The following is a 19,372-nucleotide window of genomic DNA, read 5'->3' as shown; positions in this document are numbered from 1 at the left end:
AGCGGCGCGGCGCACCACGTCGGGCCGGGCGCGCGCCAGCTCGGCCGCGGCCACCATTTCCGTCGCCACATAGGCGGCGCCCAGCTTTGACGCCAGCACACGGAACGGCAGGTCCGTGATCCCGGTCATGGGCGCCATCAGCACCCGCCCTGCGATCTTCACATCGCCAATCTGCAACCCGGTCGTCATGACGCTCCTTAGCGCCGAAGAAGGCCCCTCTCGTCAAGCGGAACCGGGACGCCTAGAAGACCGGCATGGGATTCTCAGCGATCGTCGTGGCCGCCGGTTCAGGCTCCAGAGCAGGCGGCGGCAAACAGTGGCGCATCGTCGCCGGCAAGCCGGTCGTGCGCTGGCCGGTCGAGGCCTTGCTGGACGCAGGCGCGCGCGAAGTCGTCGTCATGGTCGCCACGGACGCCGTATCAGAGGCTCAATCCGCCCTTGCAGGCCTGACCGGATGGCGGGCCGTCACCGGCGGCGACACGCGGGCCGCATCGGTGTGCGCGGGCCTGTCGGCCCTGACCGGCGCCGATGACGAACCTGTGCTGATCCACGACGCCGCCCGTCCCTTTTTGAGCCCTGAGGTGATCGCGGGCCTGCTGGCCGGTCTGGAAAGCGCCGACGGCGCCCTGCCCGCCCTGCCCGTTGCGGACAGCCTGCGCCGGGGCGATCAGGGCATGGTCGTCGGCGCCGTCGATCGCGAGAATCTGTGGCGCGCCCAGACCCCGCAGGCCTTCCGCCTCAAGACCATCCGCGACGCCTATGCCGTATGGCCCGCCGATGAAGCCGCCACCGACGAGGCCGCCGTGGTCGAACGCGCGGGCGGCCGCGTCCGACTGATACCAGGCGATCCGCGCCTGATGAAACTGACCTATCCAGAGGATTTCGCCATGGCCGAGGCCCTGTCCGCCGCCCGCACCGTCACCCGCATCGGCCAGGGCTATGACGTCCACCGCTGGGGGCCCGGCGCGTCCGTCTGGCTGTGCGGGGTCGAGATTCCGCACAACCAGACCCTGATCGGCCATTCGGACGCCGATGCGGGCCTGCACGCCCTGACCGACGCCATCCTGGGCGCCATCGCCGACGGCGACATCGGCGACCACTTCCCGCCCAGCGATCCCAAGTGGAAGGGCGCCTCGTCCGACCGCTTTCTGGTCTACGCCGCCGAACGGGTGGCCCTGCGCGGGGGGCGCATCATCAATGTCGATGTGACCCTGATCTGCGAACAGCCCAAGGTGAAGCCGCATCGCCTGGCCATGCGCGAGCGGCTGGCGGACCTGCTGAAACTGCCGCTGGACGCCGTGAGCGTGAAGGCGACCACCAGCGAGGAAATGGGCTTCGTCGGCCGCAATGAAGGTCTGGCGGCGCAAGCCGTGGCCTCCATCGAAATGCCCGCCTGAAGTTTCAGTCAGGCCGCCCGGATCGGCAGCCCATGCAGTTCGACCCGCAAGCCGCCCAGCGCCGAAGGCGTAAAGCGCACGGTCCCGCCATGCGCCTTCATCGTTGACAGGACGATGGACAGGCCCAGACCGCTGCCGCCGACAGGGGCGTCGGCGGTGCGGAAGAAGCGACGGCCCAGACGCTCCAGGTCGGCCGCTGAAACGCCTGGGCCGTCGTCCTCGACCACCAGAACGGCGTCGTCTCCCTGGCCTTCGACCGCGATGCGGATACGGCTGCGCGCCATGGTCCGGGCATTGGCCAGCAGATTGGCGGCCGCCGCCTCGAAACGATCCGGTTGGACATGAATGCGGAAGGCCTGATCCGGGGCCTCCAAGCGCGCATCCGCATCACTGGCGAACAGGGCGCGCAGGTCGATCCAGCGCCTATCGTCGGCTTCGATGGCCGCCTCGTCTTCACGCGCCAAGGCCAGAAGTCCTGTCACAAGGCGCGCAGCGCGGTCGACCGAGGTCTGTATCTGCTCCAACGCGTGTTTGCGCACGCCCTCATCCGTCGTATTGGCCGCGATCTGCGCTTGAACCCGCAGGCCCGCCAACGGTGTCCGCAGTTCATGAGCGGCGGCGGCGGTGAATTCGGTCTCTCGACGACGCGCCTCGCTGACACGCGCGATCAGATCGTTCAGCGCCGAAGCGAAGGGCTGCAGATCCTTGCCCCCCGGCGCCACGTCGATCGGCGTCAGATCGTCAGCCTGGCGACTGGAGAGCGTCCGGGTCATCTGCTGGATCGGCCGCAGGCCCGCTCCCACCGACCACCAGATCAGGACGCCGAGCGCCAGCAAGCCCAGAACCGCCGGCGCCAGCAGCCCGGTGACGACGCTGCCTACCAGGTGTTCGCGGATCGCCAGATTGTCGCCGACCATCACGCGATAACCGCTTTCAGGCATGTGGACGGTATAGACGCGCCAACGCTCGCCATCGATCATGCGCTCTGAGAAGCCGTCCTCGCCATCCGCCAGCATTTCTGTCGGAGCGCTGCGCGAACGCGCGATCAGCTCCCCTTGCATCGACCAAATCTGACAAGCCAGTTGGCGCTCATAGGCGGTAAGCGGGCGGCCCACATCCTGATTGGCGACGGGAGACAGGCTGCCCGGCCGCATCATGGACGACACCAGACGGGCCGATTCCATCAGCCGGCGATCCAGAACCCTTTGCACCTCATGGCGCGTCTGGATCTCAACCCAGATAACCGCGCCGCCCCACACCAACGCCGTGACCAGGGCGAGGATCGCGAACAGCCGCATCCGAATGGACATCATTGGAGAGTGTATCCCAGGCCGCGCACGGTGCGGATGAAGTCAGCGCCCAGCTTGGCGCGCAGGTGATGAATGTGAACCTCGACGGCGTTCGAGCCGATGTCCTCCTGCCAGCCGTAGAGCCGCTCCTCCAGCTGACTGCGGGACAGGACGTGGGACGGACGCTCCATCAGGGCCTCAAGGATGGCGAACTCGCGTCGCGACAGATGAAGGTCGCCCTGCCCGCGCCAGGCCAGCCGCGACTTGGGGTCAAGCGTCACGCCTTCATGCGACAGCGCCGGTTGCGAACGACCCAGCAGGCGCCGACGAACCGCCCGCAGACGCGCCGCCAGTTCATCCAGATCAAACGGCTTGCCGACATAGTCGTCGGCCCCCGTGTCCAGACCGGCGATGCGGTCGCGGCTGTCGTCGCGCGCCGACAGGATCACTACGCCCACGTCCATGTCCCGCTGCCGCACGAAGCGCAGGATTTCCAAACCGTCGCCATCCGGCAGGCCAAGGTCCAGAACGACCGCGTCAAAGGTCGAGCTTTCCAGCGCGGCCAGGGCTTCTTCAACCCTGGCGACCGGCTCGACGGTCCAGCCGCAGGCCCCGAGGCCTACGCGCAGTCCATCCGCCAACACCGGATCGTCTTCTACAGCGAGCAATCTCATTGGCTATTGATGCGAAGCTCGGCTTAAGCCTGACTTAAGCTCATTCTCCGACCTGACAGGTATGAAGATCATTCTCGCACGCCTCCTCGCGGCCCTGGCCGTCCTCATGCTGTCGGCTCCGGCGCCGAGCCTGGCCCAAGGGCTGGGGCAGGGTTTCGGCCAGCCGCTGCTTTCCCCCGAAGAGGCGTTCACCCTTCAGATTTCGCGTGAAGCTGACGGCGACATGGTGTTCGCCTGGAAGATCGCGCCTGGCCACTATCTCTACAAGGACCACACCGCCGCCACCGCGCCGGACGGCAAGACCGCGCTTCCCCTTCGCCTTCAGGCTGGAGAAAAGAAGGACGACCCCGGATTCGGCGTCGTCGACATCTGGCGTGACGCCGGGCGCGCGGTTCTGTCGGCCGACGTACTGAAGCGCGCGAACGATCCCGCGTCGATCAACATCACCTATCAGGGGTGTCTGGAAAACTCGATCTGCTATCCGCCGACCACGCGCACGATCGACGTCCCCGCCCTGCCGAGCGCTCGGATCGCTTCGCGCGAGGCCGAGGCCGCGACAGCCCAGGCTGCCGCCGTGCTCGCCCTGCAAAAGGCCCCTGCGGCTCCAGCGACCGAGGCAGCCGAAACGATTGAGGCGGAGCCTGCGCCTGTCGCTGCGCCTGAACCAGGCGCCGTCGCGTCCACGCCCGCCATCCAACTTCAGCAAGATCAGGGCTTCGTCGATCGGTTGGCGGGTCAGGGTGGAACGGCCTGGGTGCTACTGGCCTTCTTCGGCTTCGGCGTGCTGCTGGCGTTCACGCCCTGCGTCTTCCCCATGTATCCGATCCTGGCGGGCGTCATCGGACGGGGCGTGGACGGGCAAGGCACCCGGCGCGGCCTGCTGCTGTCGGTCGCCTACGTCCTGGGTCTGGCCATGGCCTTCGGCCTGTTGGGCGTCGCCGCCGCCTGGTCGGGTCAGAACCTGCAGATGGTGTTGCAATCGCCGTGGGCCGTAGGCGGCCTCGCCGTCCTCTTCGTCATCCTGGCCGTCTCGATGTTCGGCGCATTCGAACTTCAGCTGCCCTCAGCCTGGACCAGCCGCCTGTCGCGCGACGCCGGAACGGGTCGCCGATCCGTGGCCTCGGCGTCTGGCCTGGGCTTTCTCTCGGCGCTCATCGCCGGTCCTTGCGTCACCGCCCCCTTGGCCGGAGCCCTGCTCTATATCGCCCAGACCGGAGATGTGATTCTCGGCGCCGCCGCTCTGTTCTTCCTCGGGTTGGGCAAGGGCGTGCCGCTGATCATCTTCGGGGCCGCAGGCGCGCGCTTCCTGCCCAGGGCCGGGGCGTGGATGAACCGCGTGAAGATCGTCTTCGGCTTCATCTTCCTGGGCATGGCCTGGTGGCTGGCCAGCCGCATCCTGCCGCCTGTCGCGACCCTGGCGCTGGGCGCGGCCCTGTGTTTCGCGGCGGCAGCGGCTCTCGGCCTGTTTCGTCCGGCGGCGCCGGGCGTCCTGAACAGCGTCGCGCGAGCGGCTGGTCTGATCGCCGCCGTCTGGGGCGTACTGCTGCTGATCGGCGTGAGCCTCGACGCTGTCAGTCCCTGGCGTCCTCTGGCCCCGCTGGCTCGCCCATCGGTCGCGGCCAACGGCGCCTCCTCGTTCGCAGCCGTTCCGGCGGCGGTGGTCGTCGATAACGCTGCGTTGGAGATCGCCGTCGCCCAGGCCGCCGCCAAATCCCGGCCCTCCCTCGTCTATTTCACCGCGGAATGGTGCGTCAGTTGTCGTGTCATGGAGCGCGAGGTTTTCCAGAATGGCGAAATCCTGGCCCAACTCGGCGCCATCGACCTGATCGAAGTCGACGTGACCCAAAGCACGCCCGAGGTGCGCGATCTGCTCGACCGCTATGGCGTCGTCGGGCCGCCGACCATGATCTTCCTGTCCAGAACCTCGAAGGAAGCCGCCGACAGCCGCCTGGTCGGCGAAGTCTCGGCCCGCGCTGTCCTGGCCTCGCTGGAACGTGCAGGAGCCGCCGAATGAACAGCCTGTCGCTCGGCCCCCTGGTCCTGTCCGGCGAGCGTTTCGCCATCATCGCCGGCGTCGTCGTCTTCATGATCGGCTCCAGCATCCTGGTCAGCCGGATCAGCGGCCGCTTCAACCTGTGGAGCACGGTTGTCGCCATAGGCGGCGTCGCCGTCGCCCGCCTGGCTCATGTCGTCGCCAACTGGGCGTATTTCAGCGGCGATCCCATGCGCGCCTTCGCCGTGTGGCAGGGCGGATTCGCCTGGCTGTGGGTTCTGCCCTTCGTCGCGCTGGCCACCTTCCTGCTTCTGAAGACCCGGCAGGAACGCGCCTGGGCCATCGCTCCCGTGGCGGCGGCTGCGCTGGTCTGGGTCACGACGCATCAACTGGCTTCGGCCACCGAGCCCTTGCCTCCCGCCGAACTGACCCTGGTCCAGTTGGAAGGCTCGCCGATCGATCTGGCCCAGTCCGTCAATCAGCCCACCGTCATCAACATCTGGGCGACCTGGTGCCCGCCGTGCCGCAGAGAAATGCCGGCCCTGGCGCAGGCCGAGCAGTCTCACCCCGACATCCGTTTCCTGTTCATCAATCAGGGCGAGAGCCGGGAGACGGTCGGCGATTACCTGGCGCGCGAAGGCCTATCCCTACGGCACGTCCTGCTCGACACCGGCATGACCCTGCCGCGCCACTATCGCACGGTCGGCATTCCGGTGACGCTCTTCCTTCATGCGGACGGCAGCCTGGCGAAGGCGCACATGGGCGAGATCGCGCCTGAACAGATCGCCGCCGAGATCGCCCGCCTGAATAAGGCCTCGCCCGGCGCCTTAAGCGTGACTTAAGCGGGCGCCTCGACCAAGAAGCATCACCGTCGCCTTGGCGCGGCCTCTCCCCGCCTGGACGTGCATCCGCGCGCCGAACGAAGCAGGAAAGCCTGACCCGATGAAGAACCCCGCCCTCGCAATGAAGCTCGCCGTCGCCCTGACCCTGGCCGCGTGCGGTCCGGCCGACGCCGGCAATGCTCCGGCGACCGTCGCGGCGGCTGGGGCGTCAGGCGCTCAGGATCTGCCCATGGTGGCGGAGGTCGGCTTCAGCGACCTGCTGCGCGATCCGGCGACGCCGTTCATCGGCGCCGAGAACGCCGACATCATCATCATCGGCTTCATGGACTACAACTGTCCCTACTGCAAAATGATGATCCCGGAGCTGGAAGGCCTGATGAAGGCCGATCCCAAGGTGCGCATCCTCTACAAGGAATGGCCCATCTTCGGCGCCGTGTCCGACAACGTGGCTCGCCTGGCGATGGCCGCCAACTACCAGGGCAAGTACCATGAGGTGCACAAGGCCTTCATGGGAACCAAGGGGCGTATCGAGACCGACCAGCAGGCGCGCAGCCTCGCACGCGCGGCCGGGGTCGACATGAACCAGCTGGATCGCGACCTGGCCACGCACCGCGAAGAGATCGACGCGGTGATTCTGCGCAACACTCGCGAAGCCTCCGCCCTGGCCCTGAGCGGAACCCCCGCCTTCATCATCAACGGCAACCTGATCCCCGGCGGCATGCCTCAGGCGCAACTGGAAGCCGTCATCGCCCGTATCCGTGCGGGTCAACCACTGCGTTGATCTGACAGGATTCACTTTACGCTCGCCTCTGAACGGCAGGCTGGCATAGTCGCCAGATGCGAAGCCTGCTGTTCAACATCGCCTATTGGGCGCTTTCCATCACTTATGGCCTGGCCGCCGCCTTTGCGGCCCTGGCGCCCGGCCGCAAGGCCACAAGCTGGATCATCCGCCGCTACGTCCGGCGCATGGTGCAGGCGATGAGCCTGTTCGCGGGCATCCGCATCGAGACGCGCGGCAAGGAACGCCTGCCGCAGGGCGCCTTCATCATCGCCTCCAAACACCAGAGCTGGGGCGACGGCTTCGCCACCTATGACCAGTTCGACGACGTGGCCTTCGTCACCGGCGACCATCTGGAGAAGTTCCCCCTCTTGGGAACGGTGCTGAAGAAGCTGGGCGCCATCGTCGTCAACAACTGCGGCGGTCACGCCGCCCGCGCCGCCCTGAAGGAACGCGCCGCCGACGCCAATCGCGAGGGCCGCAAGATCCTGATCTATCCGGAAGGGCATCTGGCCAAGGTTGGCGAGAAGTACCGTTACCGCTCGGGCGTCTGGCACATGTATCGCGATTTCGACATGCCGGTCGTGCCGCTGGCGACCAACCTGGGCCTGTTCTGGCCGCTCGAAGAGTTCCGCAAGAACCCCGGCACGGCGACGCTGGAATTCCTCGAGCCCATCCCGACCGGGCTGCCCAAAGCCGAGTTCCTGGCGCGACTGGAAGCCGCTGTGGAAGGTCGGACAGCCGAACTGATCGCCGAAGCGACAGGACAGCCGGTCACGCCGGCTATCCTGGTGCTGCACCCGAACGAAATGAGCAAAACGCTTGAACCGCAGCAATCCACTGCGGCGTGAGGCGTCTATTGAGGCTGAATGCGAGCCAGGATCATCTTCACGGCCAAGCCAACCAGCCCGCCAATCACTGAGCACACCGCCGCTGCGGTCAGCGCAGCGACGATCCACCAGTGCCCGCTCCAGTCGGTCTCAGAGCTGAATAGCGCGTCCCTCAGAACGACAAGCGGACCAATGGCGGCCCCAATGGCTGCAAAAACAAGAACAACGCTGCGCTTCATAGACGTCACAATGCGGCCTCCCGGATAAAGAGTGAGGCTTATTTACAAAACAACGTTACGACAATACAGCCTGTCAAGCCGCCGGGATCACAGCGCCTTCATACTTCGAGGCGATGAAGTCCTTGATCGCCTGACCGCGCAGGGCCTTGGCCAGGGCCTGGATGCGCGGGTCGTTCTGATTGTCCGGGCGGGCGACCAGATAGTTCACATAGGGACTGTCGGCGCCTTCCAACTGAAGCGCGTCGGTCTTGGGCTTCAGCCCGGCGTCGAGGGCGTAGTTGGTGTTGATCACCGCGCCGTCCACCTGCGGCAAGATGCGCGGGATGGTGGCGGCCTCGACCTCCTGGAACTTCAGTCCCTTGGGATTGGTCGCGATGTCGCGCACGGTCTGCAGCGGGTTCTGCGGATCCGTCAGGGTGATCAGGCCCGCCGCCTGCAGCAGCAGCAGGGCGCGGCCGGTGTTCGACGCATCGTTGGGCAGAACCACCTGGGCGCCGTTCGGCAGATCGGCCAGCGTCTTGTGCTTGCGCGAATACAGGCCCAGCGGCTCGACGTGAATTCCGGCCACGGTGATCAGGTTCGTGCCGCGCGCCGCGTTGAACTCGTCAAGATAAGGCTTGGTCTGGAAATAGTTCACATCCAGCCGTTTTTCAGCCAGTTGCACGTTCGGCTGAACGTAGTCGTTGAAGACCTTGATCTCGATCGGAACGCCTTCGGCGGCCAGGATCGGCTTCACCTGCTCCAGGATTTCAGCGTGCGGCACGGCGGTGGCGCCGACCAGCAGGGGCGCGCCCTCGACGCCCGCCTTCTTGTCCGCGCCCTGACCGCAGGCGGCGAGCGTCAGGACAGCGGCGACGGACAGCAGCAGCGAACGGCGGATCATGGGGCAGGCTCTTTTAGAAAATCAGCGGTGCGAGACCTTAGCGACCAGACGGTCGCCGATCATCTGCAGAATTTGTACGAGGATCAGCAGCAGAACTACGGTCACGGCCATGACGTCGGTCTGGAACCGCTGATAACCGAAGCGGATGGCCAGGTCGCCCAGACCGCCCGCCCCTACCACGCCTGCCATGGCCGTGTAGCTGACCAGGGCGATGGCGGTGACGGTCGCGCCGGCGATGATGCCCGGCATGGCCTCGGGCAACAGGGCGCGCGTCACGATCTGGAAAGTCGAGCCGCCCATGGCCTGCGTCGCCTCGACCACGCCCTTGTCCACCTCGCGCAGGGCCGTCTCGACCAGACGCGCATAGAAGGGCGCGGCCCCGACGACCAGCGGCGGAATGGCCCCAGCCACGCCGAGAGAGGTGCCGACCAGCAGCACCGTCACCGGCAGCATGACGATCAGCAGGATGATGAAGGGCACCGAGCGCAGCACATTGACCACGAAGGACAGCACGGCGTTCAGCATCGGATTGGCCGCCAGCCGCCCCTTGCCCGACAGATACAGCAGCACGCCCAGCGGCACGCCCAGGATTACGGTCAGCACCATCGATCCGCCCAGCATCAGCAGGGTGTCGATCGTCGCCTTGCCGATATCGGCCCAGTCCACATTGGCGAACATCAGACCGCCTCCACCACGACGCCGCGCGCGGCCAGTTGCGCCAGAGCCGCCTCGGCGTCCCCGCCGGTGAAGGCCACCGTCATCTGGCCATAGGGCTCGCCCCGGATGCGGCTGATGCGGCCCGACAGGATCGAGTAATCCACGCCCGCCGTGCGCGCCACGCGGCTCAGTTCCGGCTCATAGGTCGAGGGTCCGCGGAAAGTCAGGCGGGCCATGCGCGCCCCGGCGGGCGCGACCGAGGCGTCGACCGCCTCCTCGCCCTCGGCCAGCATGGCGCGGGTCACGGCATGTTGCGGATGCAGGAAGACGTCGGCCGTCGCGCCCTGCTCCACGATCCGGCCGTCCTTCAGCACCGCCACGCGATCGCAGACGCGGCGCACCACCTCCATCTGGTGAGTGATCAGGACGATAGTCAGGCCGAGATCGCGGTTCAGCCCGTCCAGCAAGGTCAGGATATCCTCGGTCGTCTCGGGGTCGAGGGCGCTGGTCGCCTCGTCGCACAGCAGGACGCCGGGACCGCAGGCCAGGGCGCGGGCGATGCCGACGCGCTGCTTCTGACCGCCCGACAACTGGGACGGATGCTTCTTGGCGTGATCGGCCAGACCCAACTGGGCCAACAGTTCCGCCGTGCGCGCCTTCACCTCGGCCTCAGGCCGCCCTTCCAGCCGCAAGGGGAAGGCGACGTTGTCCTCGATCGTCTTGGCGTTCAGCAGATTGAAGTGCTGGAAGATCATGCCGATGCCGCGCCGCGCCGTACGCAGTTCGGCGGCGTTCAGGGCGGTGATTTCCTGCCCGTCGACGAAGACCTTGCCCGCGTCGGGCGTCTCCAGTCGGTTGATGGCGCGGATCAGGGTGGACTTGCCCGCTCCCGAACGGCCCACCACGCCGAACACCTCGCCGCGCGCGACATGCAGATCGACGGCGTCCAGCGCCGTGCGGTCGCCCGCCGCGCTGCGATAGCGCCGGGTCACCCCCTCCAGTCGGATCATGTCAGTCGGCGTCCAGAGCAGCGGCGGGAATGATGGTGACGCTCTCGCCGCAACCGCAGGCGTCCGTCTCGTTCGGATTGCGGAAGACGAACTTCGAGGCCAGCTTCGTCACCTCATAGTCGATTTCGGTGCCGATCAGGAACAGGACCGCCTTGGGCTCGATCAGGATGGTGACGCCCTTGTCCTCGACCACCTCGTCCAGGGGCAAGGCTTCTTCGGCATAGGCGAAGGTGTATTCCTGCCCGGCGCAGCCGCTGTTCTTCACGCCGACGCGCAGCCCGACGTAGTCCTTTTCAGCGTTGTCCATGATTTCGCGCACGCGCGCGGCGGCGGCGTCCGTCAGGGTCACCGCCTTGGGCCGGGGTCGCCGAGGCCGGGTCGTTGCAGTCTGAAGCTCGGTCATGGCTGCATCCTCAGAACATGTTCAGGGCCAGCTTGGCCTCGTCGCTCATCTTGGAAGAATCCCACGGCGGATCGAACACTAGATTGGCTTTGGCGCTGCGCACGCCCTCGACCTTGGCCACCGCCGTCTCGACCCAGCCGGGCATCTCGCCCGCCACCGGACAACCCGGCGCCGTCAGCGTCATCTCGACCAGCACGTCGCGGTCGTCGGACACGTCGACCTTGTAGATCAGGCCCAGCTCATAGATGTCGACCGGGATTTCCGGGTCGTACACCGTCTTCAGCGCCTCGATCAGGTCGTCCGTCAGCTTGTCCAGCTCAGCCTGAGACAGGGCGCTTTTCTGCGGCTCGTCCCAGCTGGCGGCGAAGGCGTCGCTGTCGCTGATCGCGTTGTCGGTCTTGGCGTCCATACTCGTCACACGAAGAAGTTCCGCGCCTTGATCAGCGCGTCCACGAAGGCGTCTGTATCCTCCATGGTGTTATATAGGGCGAAGGAGGCGCGCGCGCTTGCACTGACGCCCAGTCTTTTCGCCAGAGGCTCGGCGCAGTGCAGTCCGGCGCGGACGGCGACGCCGTAACGGTCCATGATCTGGGCCACGTCATGGGCGTGCGCGCCTTCGACCGTGAAGGTCAGGATGGCGCCCTTCCCTTCCGCCTCGCCCAGTATCTGCAGCCAGTTGTGGCCCCGCAGGCGCTCGACGGCATGGTGATACAGAGCCATCTCATGCGCCTGAATCGCCGCCGGATCATATTGCGACAGCCATTCGACCGCTGCGCCCATGCCAATGGCCTCAAGGATCGGCGGCGTGCCGGCCTCAAAACGGTGCGGCGGCTTGGCGTAGGTCACGCCTTCCTTCTCGACCGTGACGATCATCTCGCCGCCGCCCTGATAGGGCGGCAGGGCCTCCAGCGCCTCGGCCGTGCCGTACAGGACGCCGATGCCCGTGGGCGCGAACAGCTTGTGCCCGGTCAGGACATAGTAGTCGCAGCCGATGGCCTGAACGTCCGGCGCCGCGTGGACTGCGCCCTGGCAGCCGTCGACCAGTACCCGCGCCCCGGCCGCATGGGCCAGGTGGGTGATCTCGGCGACCGGATTGATGGTCCCCAGCACGTTCGACATGTGGGTGACGGCGACCAGCTTGGTCTTCGGCCCCAGCAGGGCGGCGAAGGCCTCCATGTCCAGCGAGCCGTCGTCCTTGATCGGCGCCCATTTCAGCACCGCCCCGCGCCGTTCGCGCAAGAAGTGCCAGGGCACGATGTTGGAGTGGTGCTCCATCTCGGTGACGATGATCTCGTCGCCCGGCTGGATCGACAGGCCGACGCCGTTGGCGACCAGATTGATCGCCTCGGTCCCGCCCTTGGTCCAGATGATGTTGTCGGCCGAGGGCGCGTTCAGAAAGCGAGCGACGATCTCGCGCGCGCGCTCATAGGCCTCGGTCGCCTCGTTCGACAGGGTGTGCAGACCCCGGTGGACGTTGGCGTAGCTGCCCTCCATCGACGCGACCAGGGCGTCGATGACGGCGCGCGGCTTCTGCGCCGAGGCGGCAGTGTCCAGATAGATCAGCGGTTTGCCATTCACCTGACGCGACAGGATCGGGAACTGCGCGCGGGCGGCATAGGGGTCGAACCCCGTCACGGAAGCATGGGTCACAGGCGAGCCGTCAGCCATTCCCGCACCACCTCTCTGGCGCCTTCATCCTCGATGCGGTCGACGACCTCGATCAGGAAGGCGTGGGTCAACAGGGCGCGGGCCTCATCGGCCGAAATGCCGCGCTGCTGCATGTAGAACAGGGCGCTTTCATCCAGCGTCCCGACGGTCGCGCCGTGGGCGCACTGCACCTCATCGGCGTAGATGATCAGTTCAGGCTTCACGTCGATCTCGCCGCGATCCGAAGCGATCAAGCCGTGGTGGCCCATGCGGGCGTCGGTGTCGTCCGCGCCCTTCTGGACCAGGATCTTGCCCTGGAAGACGCCGCGCGCCTCGTCTCGGACCACGCCCTTGATCAACTGGCTGGTCGTGCCGTTGGGGGCGACGTGGTCGATCACCGTAGTCTGGTCGGAATGACGCGTCCCGTTCAGTAGATAGAGGCCGTCCACACGCGCATCGGCGCCCTCGGCGCCGTGGCGCAGGCGGGTCTCATGGCGTTGCAGTTTGGCGCCGGTGGTGACGACGGTCTGACGATAGCGGCCGCCCGCCTCCAGCCGAACCTCGGCCTCGGCCACCGAAATGGCGTCGGCAGGCTCGTCGGTCAGGACGACGCGGATGACCTCAGCGTCGGCGGCGACGTCGATTTCCACCTTGTTGTGGGCGACATAGGCCGAGCCCTTGCCCTCATGCGTCTCCAGCAGCAGCAGGCGCGCGCCGGGGCGGGCGACGATGCGCGCTGCCGCCGTATGGCCCGTGCCGGTCGCATCCGAAATAAAGCGCAGACGCAGCGTCTGTTCGCCCGAGGCGATATAGTCCTTCACCCCGACCGGGCGGCCGTTGGCGAAGACGACGGCGTCGCCGCCCAGATCATAGAACGGCCCCGGCGCGCCGATGACCGCTGTGCCCGAAGGTTTAGGTGCTTCACGAAGAAAGCGCTTCAGATCACTGTATTTCCATTCCTCGACCCGCCGCGACGGGAAGGTCGCAGCGTCGGTGAGGTCCAGCCTAGCCAGCGCCTTCATGCCGCCTCCGGCAGGAACTTGTCGTAGCCCTCCGCCTCCAGCTCATGCGCCAGTTCCGGTCCGCCCGAGGCGACGATGCGGCCGCCCGCCAGAACGTGCACGCGGTCCGGTTTGATGTAGTCCAGCAGGCGCTGATAGTGGGTGATCACCAGCATCGACCGTTCCGGGCTGCGCATGGCGTTCACGCCGTCGGCGACGATGCGCAGGGCGTCAATGTCGAGGCCGGAGTCCGTCTCGTCGAGGATCAGCAGCGACGGCTCCAGCAGGGCCATCTGCAGGATCTCCATCCGCTTCTTCTCACCGCCGGAGAAGCCGACGTTCAGCGGCCGCTTCAGCATGTCGAAGTCCATCTTCAGCGACTGCGACGCCGCCTTGACCAGCTTCAGGAATGCGGGGGCCGAGACCTCTTCCTCGCCACGCGCGCGCTTCTGGGCGTTCAGCGCCGTGCGGATGAAGGTCATGGCCGGCACGCCGGGGATTTCGATCGGATACTGGAACGACAGGAACAGGCCTGCCGCCGCCCGCTCGGCCGGGTCGATGTCCAGCAGGTCGGCATCGTTCCACGAGGCGGAACCGTCCGTCACCTCATAGCCGGGACGGCCCGACAGGCTGTAGCCCAAGGTCGACTTGCCCGCCCCGTTCGGCCCCATGACCGCATGGACTTCGCCCGCAGGCACGTCGAGCGTCAGACCCTTGAGGATCGGCTTGTCGGCGACCGAGACGTGGAGATTATTGATCTTAAGCATTGTTTTTCTTCTTCAACTCACTCAGCCGACCGAGCCTTCGAGGCTGATCGCCACCAGCTTCTGGGCCTCGACGGCGAACTCCATCGGCAGTTCCTGCAGGACGTCGCGGACGAAGCCGTTGACCAGCAGGGCCACAGCCTCCTCTTCCGACAGGCCGCGCTGCTGGGCGTAGAAGAGCTGGTCCTCGGACAGGCGGGTCGTGGTCGCTTCGTGCTCCAGCTGAGCCGAGCCGTTGCGGACCTCGATATAGGGGATGGTGTGAGCGCCGCACTCCTTGCCGATCAGCAGGCTGTCGCACTGGGTGAAGTTGCGCACGCCGGTCGCCTTGGGATGGATCGACACCAGGCCGCGATAGGTCGAGTCCGACTTACCCGCCGAGACCGTCTTGGCGATGATGCGGCTGCGGCTGTTCTTGCCCAGATGCAGCATCTTGGTGCCGGTGTCGGCCTGCTGATGGCCGTTGGTGATGGCGATGGAATAGAATTCACCCGAGCTTTCCTCGCCCTTCAGGATGCAGGACGGGTATTTCCAGGTGACGGCCGAGCCCGTTTCAACCTGCGTCCAGCTGACCTTCGAGCGATCGCCACGGCAGTCAGCGCGCTTGGTGACGAAGTTATAGATGCCGCCCTTGCCCTCGGCGTCGCCGGGGTACCAGTTCTGGACGGTCGAGTATTTCACCTCAGCGTCGTCCAGAGCGATGATCTCCACGACCGCTGCGTGGAGCTGGTTTTCATCGCGCATCGGCGCGGTGCAGCCTTCCAGATAGGAGACGTAGGAGCCCTTGTCGGCGATGATCAGGGTGCGCTCGAACTGGCCGGTCTGGCTGGCGTTGATGCGGAAATAGGTCGACAGTTCCATCGGGCAGCGCACGCCCGGCGGAATGTAGACGAAGCTGCCGTCGGAAAAGACCGCGCTGTTCAGGGCCGCGAAATAGTTGTCGCTGACCGGCACGACGGTGCCAAGGTACTGGCGCACCAGATCAGGATATTCACGCAAGGCCTCGGAAATCGGCATGAAAATCACGCCCGCCTTGGCCAGTTCCTCCTTGAAGGTGGTGACGACCGAGACGCTGTCGAACACGGCGTCGACCGCGACCTTGGGCGCACCCTGGACGCCGGCCAGGACTTCCTGCTCCTTCAGCGGGATGCCCAGCTTGGCATAGACCTCCAGCAGTTCGGGATCGACCTCGTCCAGCGACTTCGGTCCCTCCTTCTTCACCGGCGCGGCGTAGTAGTAGAGATCCTGATAGTCGACAGGCTCGTACTTCACCGCAGCCCAGGTCGGCTCTTCCATCGCCAGCCAGCGCTCATAGGCGGCCAGACGCCATTCCAGCATCCACTCCGGCTCGCCCTTCTTCTCGGAGATGAAGCGGATGATGTCCGGGTTCAGGCCTTTGGGGGCGAACTCCTGCTCGACGTCAGTGGTGAAGCCGTACTTGTACCGCTCCAGCTCCGCGACCGTGTCGATTGTTTCTTGAACGATAGCCATAAGTTACGCGACTTCCTTTGCGCGCTCTTGCAGGCGCGCCCTGTGCTTGTCCCAGGCCGCGACCCAGGCGTCGGCGAACCGGGCCCAGTCCGCCTCGGTCGTGCCCCAACCGCCGGAGACGCGCACGCCCCCGGTCGCCAGGTGATGCAGGCCCATGGCGCTGATCGCCTTGGACGGCTTGACCTTGCCGGACGAGCAGGCCGAACCGGCCGAGACCATGACCCCGACCAGATCAAGAGTGATCAGTTGCTGCGGGCTGTCCCAGCCCTCCACCGCCATGAACAGGGTGTTCGGCAGGCGCTCAACCGCCCCGCCGATGACGGTCGCGCCCGCCGCCTTGACTCTGGCCTCGGCCGCGTCGCGCCAAGCGACATGAGCCATGGCGGCGCCCAGATCGCGCGCGGCGCAGTCGGCGGCGACGCCGAAGCCGGCGATGCCCGGCACGTTCTCGGTTCCCGCGCGCAGGCCGCGCTCCTGACCGGCGCCGTGCAGGATGCGGATGGCGGATACGCCGTCCTTCAATACCAGCGCGCCCACGCCTTGCGGTCCGCCCAGTTTATGCGCCGACAGGGTCAGACTGTCGGCCCCAAGCGCGCGCATCGTCACCGGGATCTTGCCCGCCGACTGAATGGCGTCGACGTGCAGCCAACCGCCCGCCGCGCGAACCAGAGCCGCCGCCTCGGCGATCGGCTGGATCACACCGCTTTCGTTGTTGGCGTGATGAATGGCGACGACCGCGCGGCCTGGGCGCCCCAGCGCCTCAGCCAGCCAGGCCAGATCGACCACGCCGTCCGCATCGACCGGCAGAACCTCGACCGGAACACCGCTGACGGCGGCGGCCTCAGCCACGCAAGGGTGCTCGGTCGCGCCGACGATCAGCCGTTCGCAACCGGCGGCCAGGGCGCTGTGGATCGCCTGGGCGTTGGACTCGGTCCCGCCAGAAGAGAAGATGATCGCCGTCGGATCGGCGCCGACCAGATCGGCCACCTGGGCGCGCGCCGTCTCGATACGCGCACGGGCGCGGCGACCGGCCGCGTGCACGGCTGAAGGGTTGCCGTTGTCGGCCAAGGCCTTGGCCATGAGCACCTGAACTTCAGGGCGCACCAGACCCGAGGCGTTGTAATCCAGATAGACGCTCACGCGGCGGCCTCCATGGACGACGTCGCATCCTTCTGACCCATGCGCGCGCGGCTGGTGCGCTTTTCGATCACATCGGCCAGGCTGACCCCGGCGAGATAACGATGGATCTCGGCGCCCAGGTCTTCCCACAGATCATGGGTGATGCAGCGCGCGCCGCCCGTCATACAGCCGCGCGGCGTACCGTGAGCGGCGCAACGGGTGGCGCGGATCGGCTCATCTACGGCCAGGACAATATCGGCCACAACCGTTTCTCCCGGCTCCTTAGCCAGACGATATCCGCCGCCAGGTCCGCGAACGCTCTTCACCAAACCGCCCTTGCGCAGCCGCGCGAAGAGCTGTTCCAGATAGCTGAGCGAGATTTCCTGACGGGTGGCGATTTCAGCCAGGGACACGGCGCGGCCCGAGCCGTTTTTCGCCAGATCGGCCATCGCCATCACGGCGTAACGTCCCTTTGTCGACAGGCGCATCCCAATAACCTCAAAATTCTAACGCTTTTCGGGGCGGCCATGCTAAGACCCCCGGCCTCGCTGGCGAGTGCGTCATGCACCGGGGACTTAGAAAGTCCTACCTCCTCGGTCAAGTATTATCCGTCCGGCGAAACCTCTATTGATTGTAGGGACCGCGATCCATGCCTGAAGTCATCCTGCCCGGCGCCTCTGGCCGCATCGAAGGCCGCTATTCGCCCGGCAAGCGTCCCGACGCGCCGATCGCCCTGATCCTGCATCCGCACCCCAAGGCGGGCGGGCATATGAACAACCCGGTCGCCCTGACGATGCACCAGCTGTTCGTCCAGCGCGGGTTCGCCACCTTGCGCTACAACTCGCGCGGCGTGGGCAAGTCCCAGGGCGAGTTTGACAGCGGCATCGGCGAACTGGCCGATGCGGCCACGGCGCTGGACTGGCTGCAGGCCAACAACCCCGCCGCCACCCAGACCTGGGTCGCCGGCTATCAGTTCGGCGCCTACATCGGCATGCAGTTGCTGATGCGCCGGCCCGAGACGGATGGCTTCATCTCGGTCTCGCCCCCTTCGAACATCTATGACTTCAGCTTCCTGGCCCCCTGCCCGGCCTCGGGCCTGTTCCTGCACGGCACCGCCGACACCGTGGTGCCGCCCGCCGAGGTCGAGCGCGTGGTCAACAAGCTGCGCACCCAGAAGGGCATCGTCATCGACTATGAGCTGGAAGAAGGCGCGACCCACTTCTGGCAAGACCACATCGGCGCTGTCGAACGCCGCGTCGGCGCCTATCTGGACAAGCGCCTGGCTGAAAATCCGGCCTGACGTCCTGAAAATCAGCGCGGAGGCCCAGCCTCTGCGCGGGTCCGCCACAGGGACCAGACCACCCCCGCCGCCAGGATCGCGGCCGTCACCGACAGGGAGACGGCCGGCGGCACCTTCTCGATCCCCAGCAGCGGCGCGGCGAACACCTTGGCGCCGATGAAGACCAGCAGGACAGCCAGCGCCTGCTTCAGATAGGCGAAGCGGTGGATCACCGCCGCCAGGGCGAAATAGAGCGCCCTCAGCCCCAATATGGCGAAGATGTTGGACGTGTAGACAACATAGGCGTCCGTCGTGATGGCGAAGACCGCCGGGACGGAGTCCACGGCGAAGATCACGTCGGCGATCTCGATCGTCACCAAGGCCAGAAACAGCGGCGTGACGTGCAACTTCATCTCGCCGGAGCGGCGGCTCTGAGTGCGGACGAAGAAGGCGTGACCGTGCAAGTCGTTCGTCACCCGCATCCGCCGCCGGAACCACTTCAGCAGCGCATTGTCAGCGATGTCCGTTTCCTCGCCGCGCGCAAAGAACATCCGTATGCCAGTGAGGATCAGGAAGCCGGCGAACAGATACAGCACCCAATGATAGCGAGCGACCAACACCGCCCCGCCGCCGATCATGATCGCCCTCAGGACGATGACGCCCAGCACGCCCCAGAACAGCACACGATGCTGGTAGAGGCGCGGCACTGAAAAGGCGCTGAAAATGAGGGCGATGACGAAGACATTGTCCATCGCCAGGCTTTTTTCGACGGCATAGGCGGTCAGGTATTCGACCGCGCTATCGGCTCCCAGCCACGACCACAGCCACGCTCCAAAGGCCAGCGCCACGGCGATGTAGAAGGCCGATAGCCCCAGGCTCTCGCGCACGCCGATCTCATGATCGCGCCGGTTGAACAGCCCCAGGTCCAGCGCCAGCAAGGCGATGACGATCGTCAGAAAGCCCGCCCACATCCAGACGGGCTTGCCCAACCACTCCAACAGCAACAGTTCCATCGACGCCTTCGCGAGCCGTTTTCAACGACGCGGCCGACATCGCGATGAAGGGTCGCCAGAGGG

22 protein-coding genes are annotated in these 19,372 nt (G+C 66.3%); 6 read left to right on the top strand and 16 right to left on the bottom strand.

The features are described 5' to 3' along the window. Positions 1 to 189: tRNA-dihydrouridine synthase (locus B2Y21_RS03760; protein ID WP_292057105.1), on the bottom strand; the 189-nt coding region annotated here is incomplete at its 3' end. Positions 190 to 254: 65 nt separating this feature from the next. Here B2Y21_RS03760 and B2Y21_RS03755 point away from each other — a divergent pair. Beyond that, entirely contained in the window at positions 255 to 1,397 is a 1,143-nt protein-coding gene (locus B2Y21_RS03755; protein ID WP_292057103.1) for a bifunctional 2-C-methyl-D-erythritol 4-phosphate cytidylyltransferase/2-C-methyl-D-erythritol 2,4-cyclodiphosphate synthase, read from the top strand. A gap of 8 nt (positions 1,398 to 1,405) precedes the next feature. On the opposite strand, the gene B2Y21_RS03750 is transcribed toward B2Y21_RS03755, so the two are convergent. Further along, entirely contained in the window at positions 1,406 to 2,695 is a 1,290-nt protein-coding gene (locus B2Y21_RS03750; RefSeq protein ID WP_292057102.1) for an ATP-binding protein, read from the bottom strand. Positions 2,696 to 2,706: 11 nt separating this feature from the next. After that, positions 2,707 to 3,360 (bottom strand): response regulator, encoded by a 654-nt coding sequence (locus B2Y21_RS03745; RefSeq protein ID WP_292057100.1) that lies wholly within the window; start codon positions 3,358 to 3,360, stop codon positions 2,707 to 2,709. 61 nt (positions 3,361 to 3,421) lie between these two features. Between B2Y21_RS03745 and dsbD the strand changes: the two genes are divergently transcribed. From dsbD to B2Y21_RS03725, 4 genes are all read left to right on the top strand, one after another. Then, positions 3,422 to 5,374: a protein-disulfide reductase DsbD gene (dsbD, locus tag B2Y21_RS03740; protein WP_292057098.1), complete on the top strand. Its 1,953-nt coding sequence runs from the start codon at positions 3,422 to 3,424 to the stop codon at positions 5,372 to 5,374. Then, positions 5,371 to 6,195: a TlpA disulfide reductase family protein gene (locus B2Y21_RS03735; protein ID WP_292057096.1), complete on the top strand. Its 825-nt coding sequence runs from the start codon at positions 5,371 to 5,373 to the stop codon at positions 6,193 to 6,195. Before dsbD ends, B2Y21_RS03735 begins: the two co-directional genes overlap by 4 nt. 100 nt (positions 6,196 to 6,295) lie before the next feature. Then, positions 6,296 to 6,976 (top strand): DsbA family protein, encoded by a 681-nt coding sequence (locus B2Y21_RS03730; protein ID WP_292057094.1) that lies wholly within the window; start codon positions 6,296 to 6,298, stop codon positions 6,974 to 6,976. 56 nt (positions 6,977 to 7,032) lie between these two features. Then, a complete protein-coding gene (locus B2Y21_RS03725) occupies positions 7,033 to 7,824 on the top strand; it encodes a lysophospholipid acyltransferase family protein (protein ID WP_292057092.1) in 792 nt (263 codons plus the stop codon). A gap of 5 nt (positions 7,825 to 7,829) precedes the next feature. Here B2Y21_RS03725 and B2Y21_RS03720 read toward each other — a convergent pair whose 3' ends face one another. The 12 genes from B2Y21_RS03720 to B2Y21_RS03665 all read right to left on the bottom strand — a co-directional run bounded on the left by B2Y21_RS03720 (position 7,830) and on the right by B2Y21_RS03665 (position 17,505). Next, positions 7,830 to 8,042 carry a hypothetical protein gene (locus tag B2Y21_RS03720; protein WP_134580926.1) on the bottom strand — a complete coding sequence of 71 codons (213 nt, stop codon included), beginning with the start codon at positions 8,040 to 8,042 and terminating at the stop codon, positions 7,830 to 7,832. Positions 8,043 to 8,115: 73 nt separating this feature from the next. Next, the gene (locus tag B2Y21_RS03715; RefSeq protein WP_292057089.1) at positions 8,116 to 8,925 is read right to left on the bottom strand and encodes a MetQ/NlpA family ABC transporter substrate-binding protein; all 810 of its coding nucleotides are present in this window, start codon (positions 8,923 to 8,925) and stop codon (positions 8,116 to 8,118) included. A 21-nt stretch (positions 8,926 to 8,946) separates the two neighbouring features. Then, positions 8,947 to 9,603 (bottom strand): methionine ABC transporter permease, encoded by a 657-nt coding sequence (locus tag B2Y21_RS03710; RefSeq protein WP_292057087.1) that lies wholly within the window; start codon positions 9,601 to 9,603, stop codon positions 8,947 to 8,949. Further along, positions 9,603 to 10,592: a methionine ABC transporter ATP-binding protein gene (locus B2Y21_RS03705; RefSeq protein WP_292057085.1), complete on the bottom strand. Its 990-nt coding sequence runs from the start codon at positions 10,590 to 10,592 to the stop codon at positions 9,603 to 9,605. The genes B2Y21_RS03710 and B2Y21_RS03705 overlap by 1 nt, the downstream gene beginning before the upstream one ends. 1 nt (position 10,593) lies before the next feature. Further along, positions 10,594 to 10,995, bottom strand: coding sequence for a HesB/IscA family protein (locus B2Y21_RS03700; protein ID WP_040345340.1), 402 nt, complete (start codon positions 10,993 to 10,995; stop codon positions 10,594 to 10,596). 10 nt (positions 10,996 to 11,005) lie between these two features. Then, entirely contained in the window at positions 11,006 to 11,404 is a 399-nt protein-coding gene (locus tag B2Y21_RS03695; protein WP_088411695.1) for an SUF system Fe-S cluster assembly protein, read from the bottom strand. A gap of 5 nt (positions 11,405 to 11,409) precedes the next feature. After that, positions 11,410 to 12,663 carry an aminotransferase class V-fold PLP-dependent enzyme gene (locus B2Y21_RS03690; protein WP_292057079.1) on the bottom strand — a complete coding sequence of 418 codons (1,254 nt, stop codon included), beginning with the start codon at positions 12,661 to 12,663 and terminating at the stop codon, positions 11,410 to 11,412. After that, complete coding sequence (gene sufD / locus B2Y21_RS03685; RefSeq protein WP_292057077.1) at positions 12,642 to 13,664, bottom strand: Fe-S cluster assembly protein SufD; 1,023 nt, start codon at positions 13,662 to 13,664, stop codon at positions 12,642 to 12,644. Before sufD ends, B2Y21_RS03690 begins: the two co-directional genes overlap by 22 nt. After that, positions 13,661 to 14,410 carry a Fe-S cluster assembly ATPase SufC gene (gene sufC, locus B2Y21_RS03680; protein ID WP_292057074.1) on the bottom strand — a complete coding sequence of 250 codons (750 nt, stop codon included), beginning with the start codon at positions 14,408 to 14,410 and terminating at the stop codon, positions 13,661 to 13,663. Before sufC ends, sufD begins: the two co-directional genes overlap by 4 nt. 21 nt (positions 14,411 to 14,431) lie before the next feature. Beyond that, entirely contained in the window at positions 14,432 to 15,898 is a 1,467-nt protein-coding gene (gene sufB, locus B2Y21_RS03675) for a Fe-S cluster assembly protein SufB (RefSeq protein ID WP_128115869.1), read from the bottom strand. 3 nt (positions 15,899 to 15,901) lie between these two features. Then, complete coding sequence (locus B2Y21_RS03670; RefSeq protein ID WP_292057071.1) at positions 15,902 to 17,038, bottom strand: cysteine desulfurase family protein; 1,137 nt, start codon at positions 17,036 to 17,038, stop codon at positions 15,902 to 15,904. Continuing rightward, complete coding sequence (locus tag B2Y21_RS03665) at positions 17,035 to 17,505, bottom strand: Rrf2 family transcriptional regulator (RefSeq protein WP_292057067.1); 471 nt, start codon at positions 17,503 to 17,505, stop codon at positions 17,035 to 17,037. Before B2Y21_RS03665 ends, B2Y21_RS03670 begins: the two co-directional genes overlap by 4 nt. 161 nt (positions 17,506 to 17,666) lie before the next feature. On the opposite strand from B2Y21_RS03665, the gene B2Y21_RS03660 reads away from it, so the two are divergent. After that, positions 17,667 to 18,317: an alpha/beta hydrolase gene (locus B2Y21_RS03660; RefSeq protein ID WP_292057062.1), complete on the top strand. Its 651-nt coding sequence runs from the start codon at positions 17,667 to 17,669 to the stop codon at positions 18,315 to 18,317. An 11-nt stretch (positions 18,318 to 18,328) separates the two neighbouring features. On the opposite strand, the gene B2Y21_RS03655 is transcribed toward B2Y21_RS03660, so the two are convergent. Then, positions 18,329 to 19,309: a TerC family protein gene (locus tag B2Y21_RS03655; RefSeq protein ID WP_292057059.1), complete on the bottom strand. Its 981-nt coding sequence runs from the start codon at positions 19,307 to 19,309 to the stop codon at positions 18,329 to 18,331. Positions 19,310 to 19,372: the final 63 nt, after the last annotated feature.

Source organism: Brevundimonas sp. UBA5936, assembly GCA_002430835.1.
In the GTDB taxonomy this organism is placed as follows: Bacteria; Pseudomonadota; Alphaproteobacteria; order Caulobacterales; family Caulobacteraceae; genus Brevundimonas.
The sequence above is the reverse complement of the archived record's forward strand: the minus strand, read 5'-3'. Positions and strand labels throughout refer to the sequence as shown.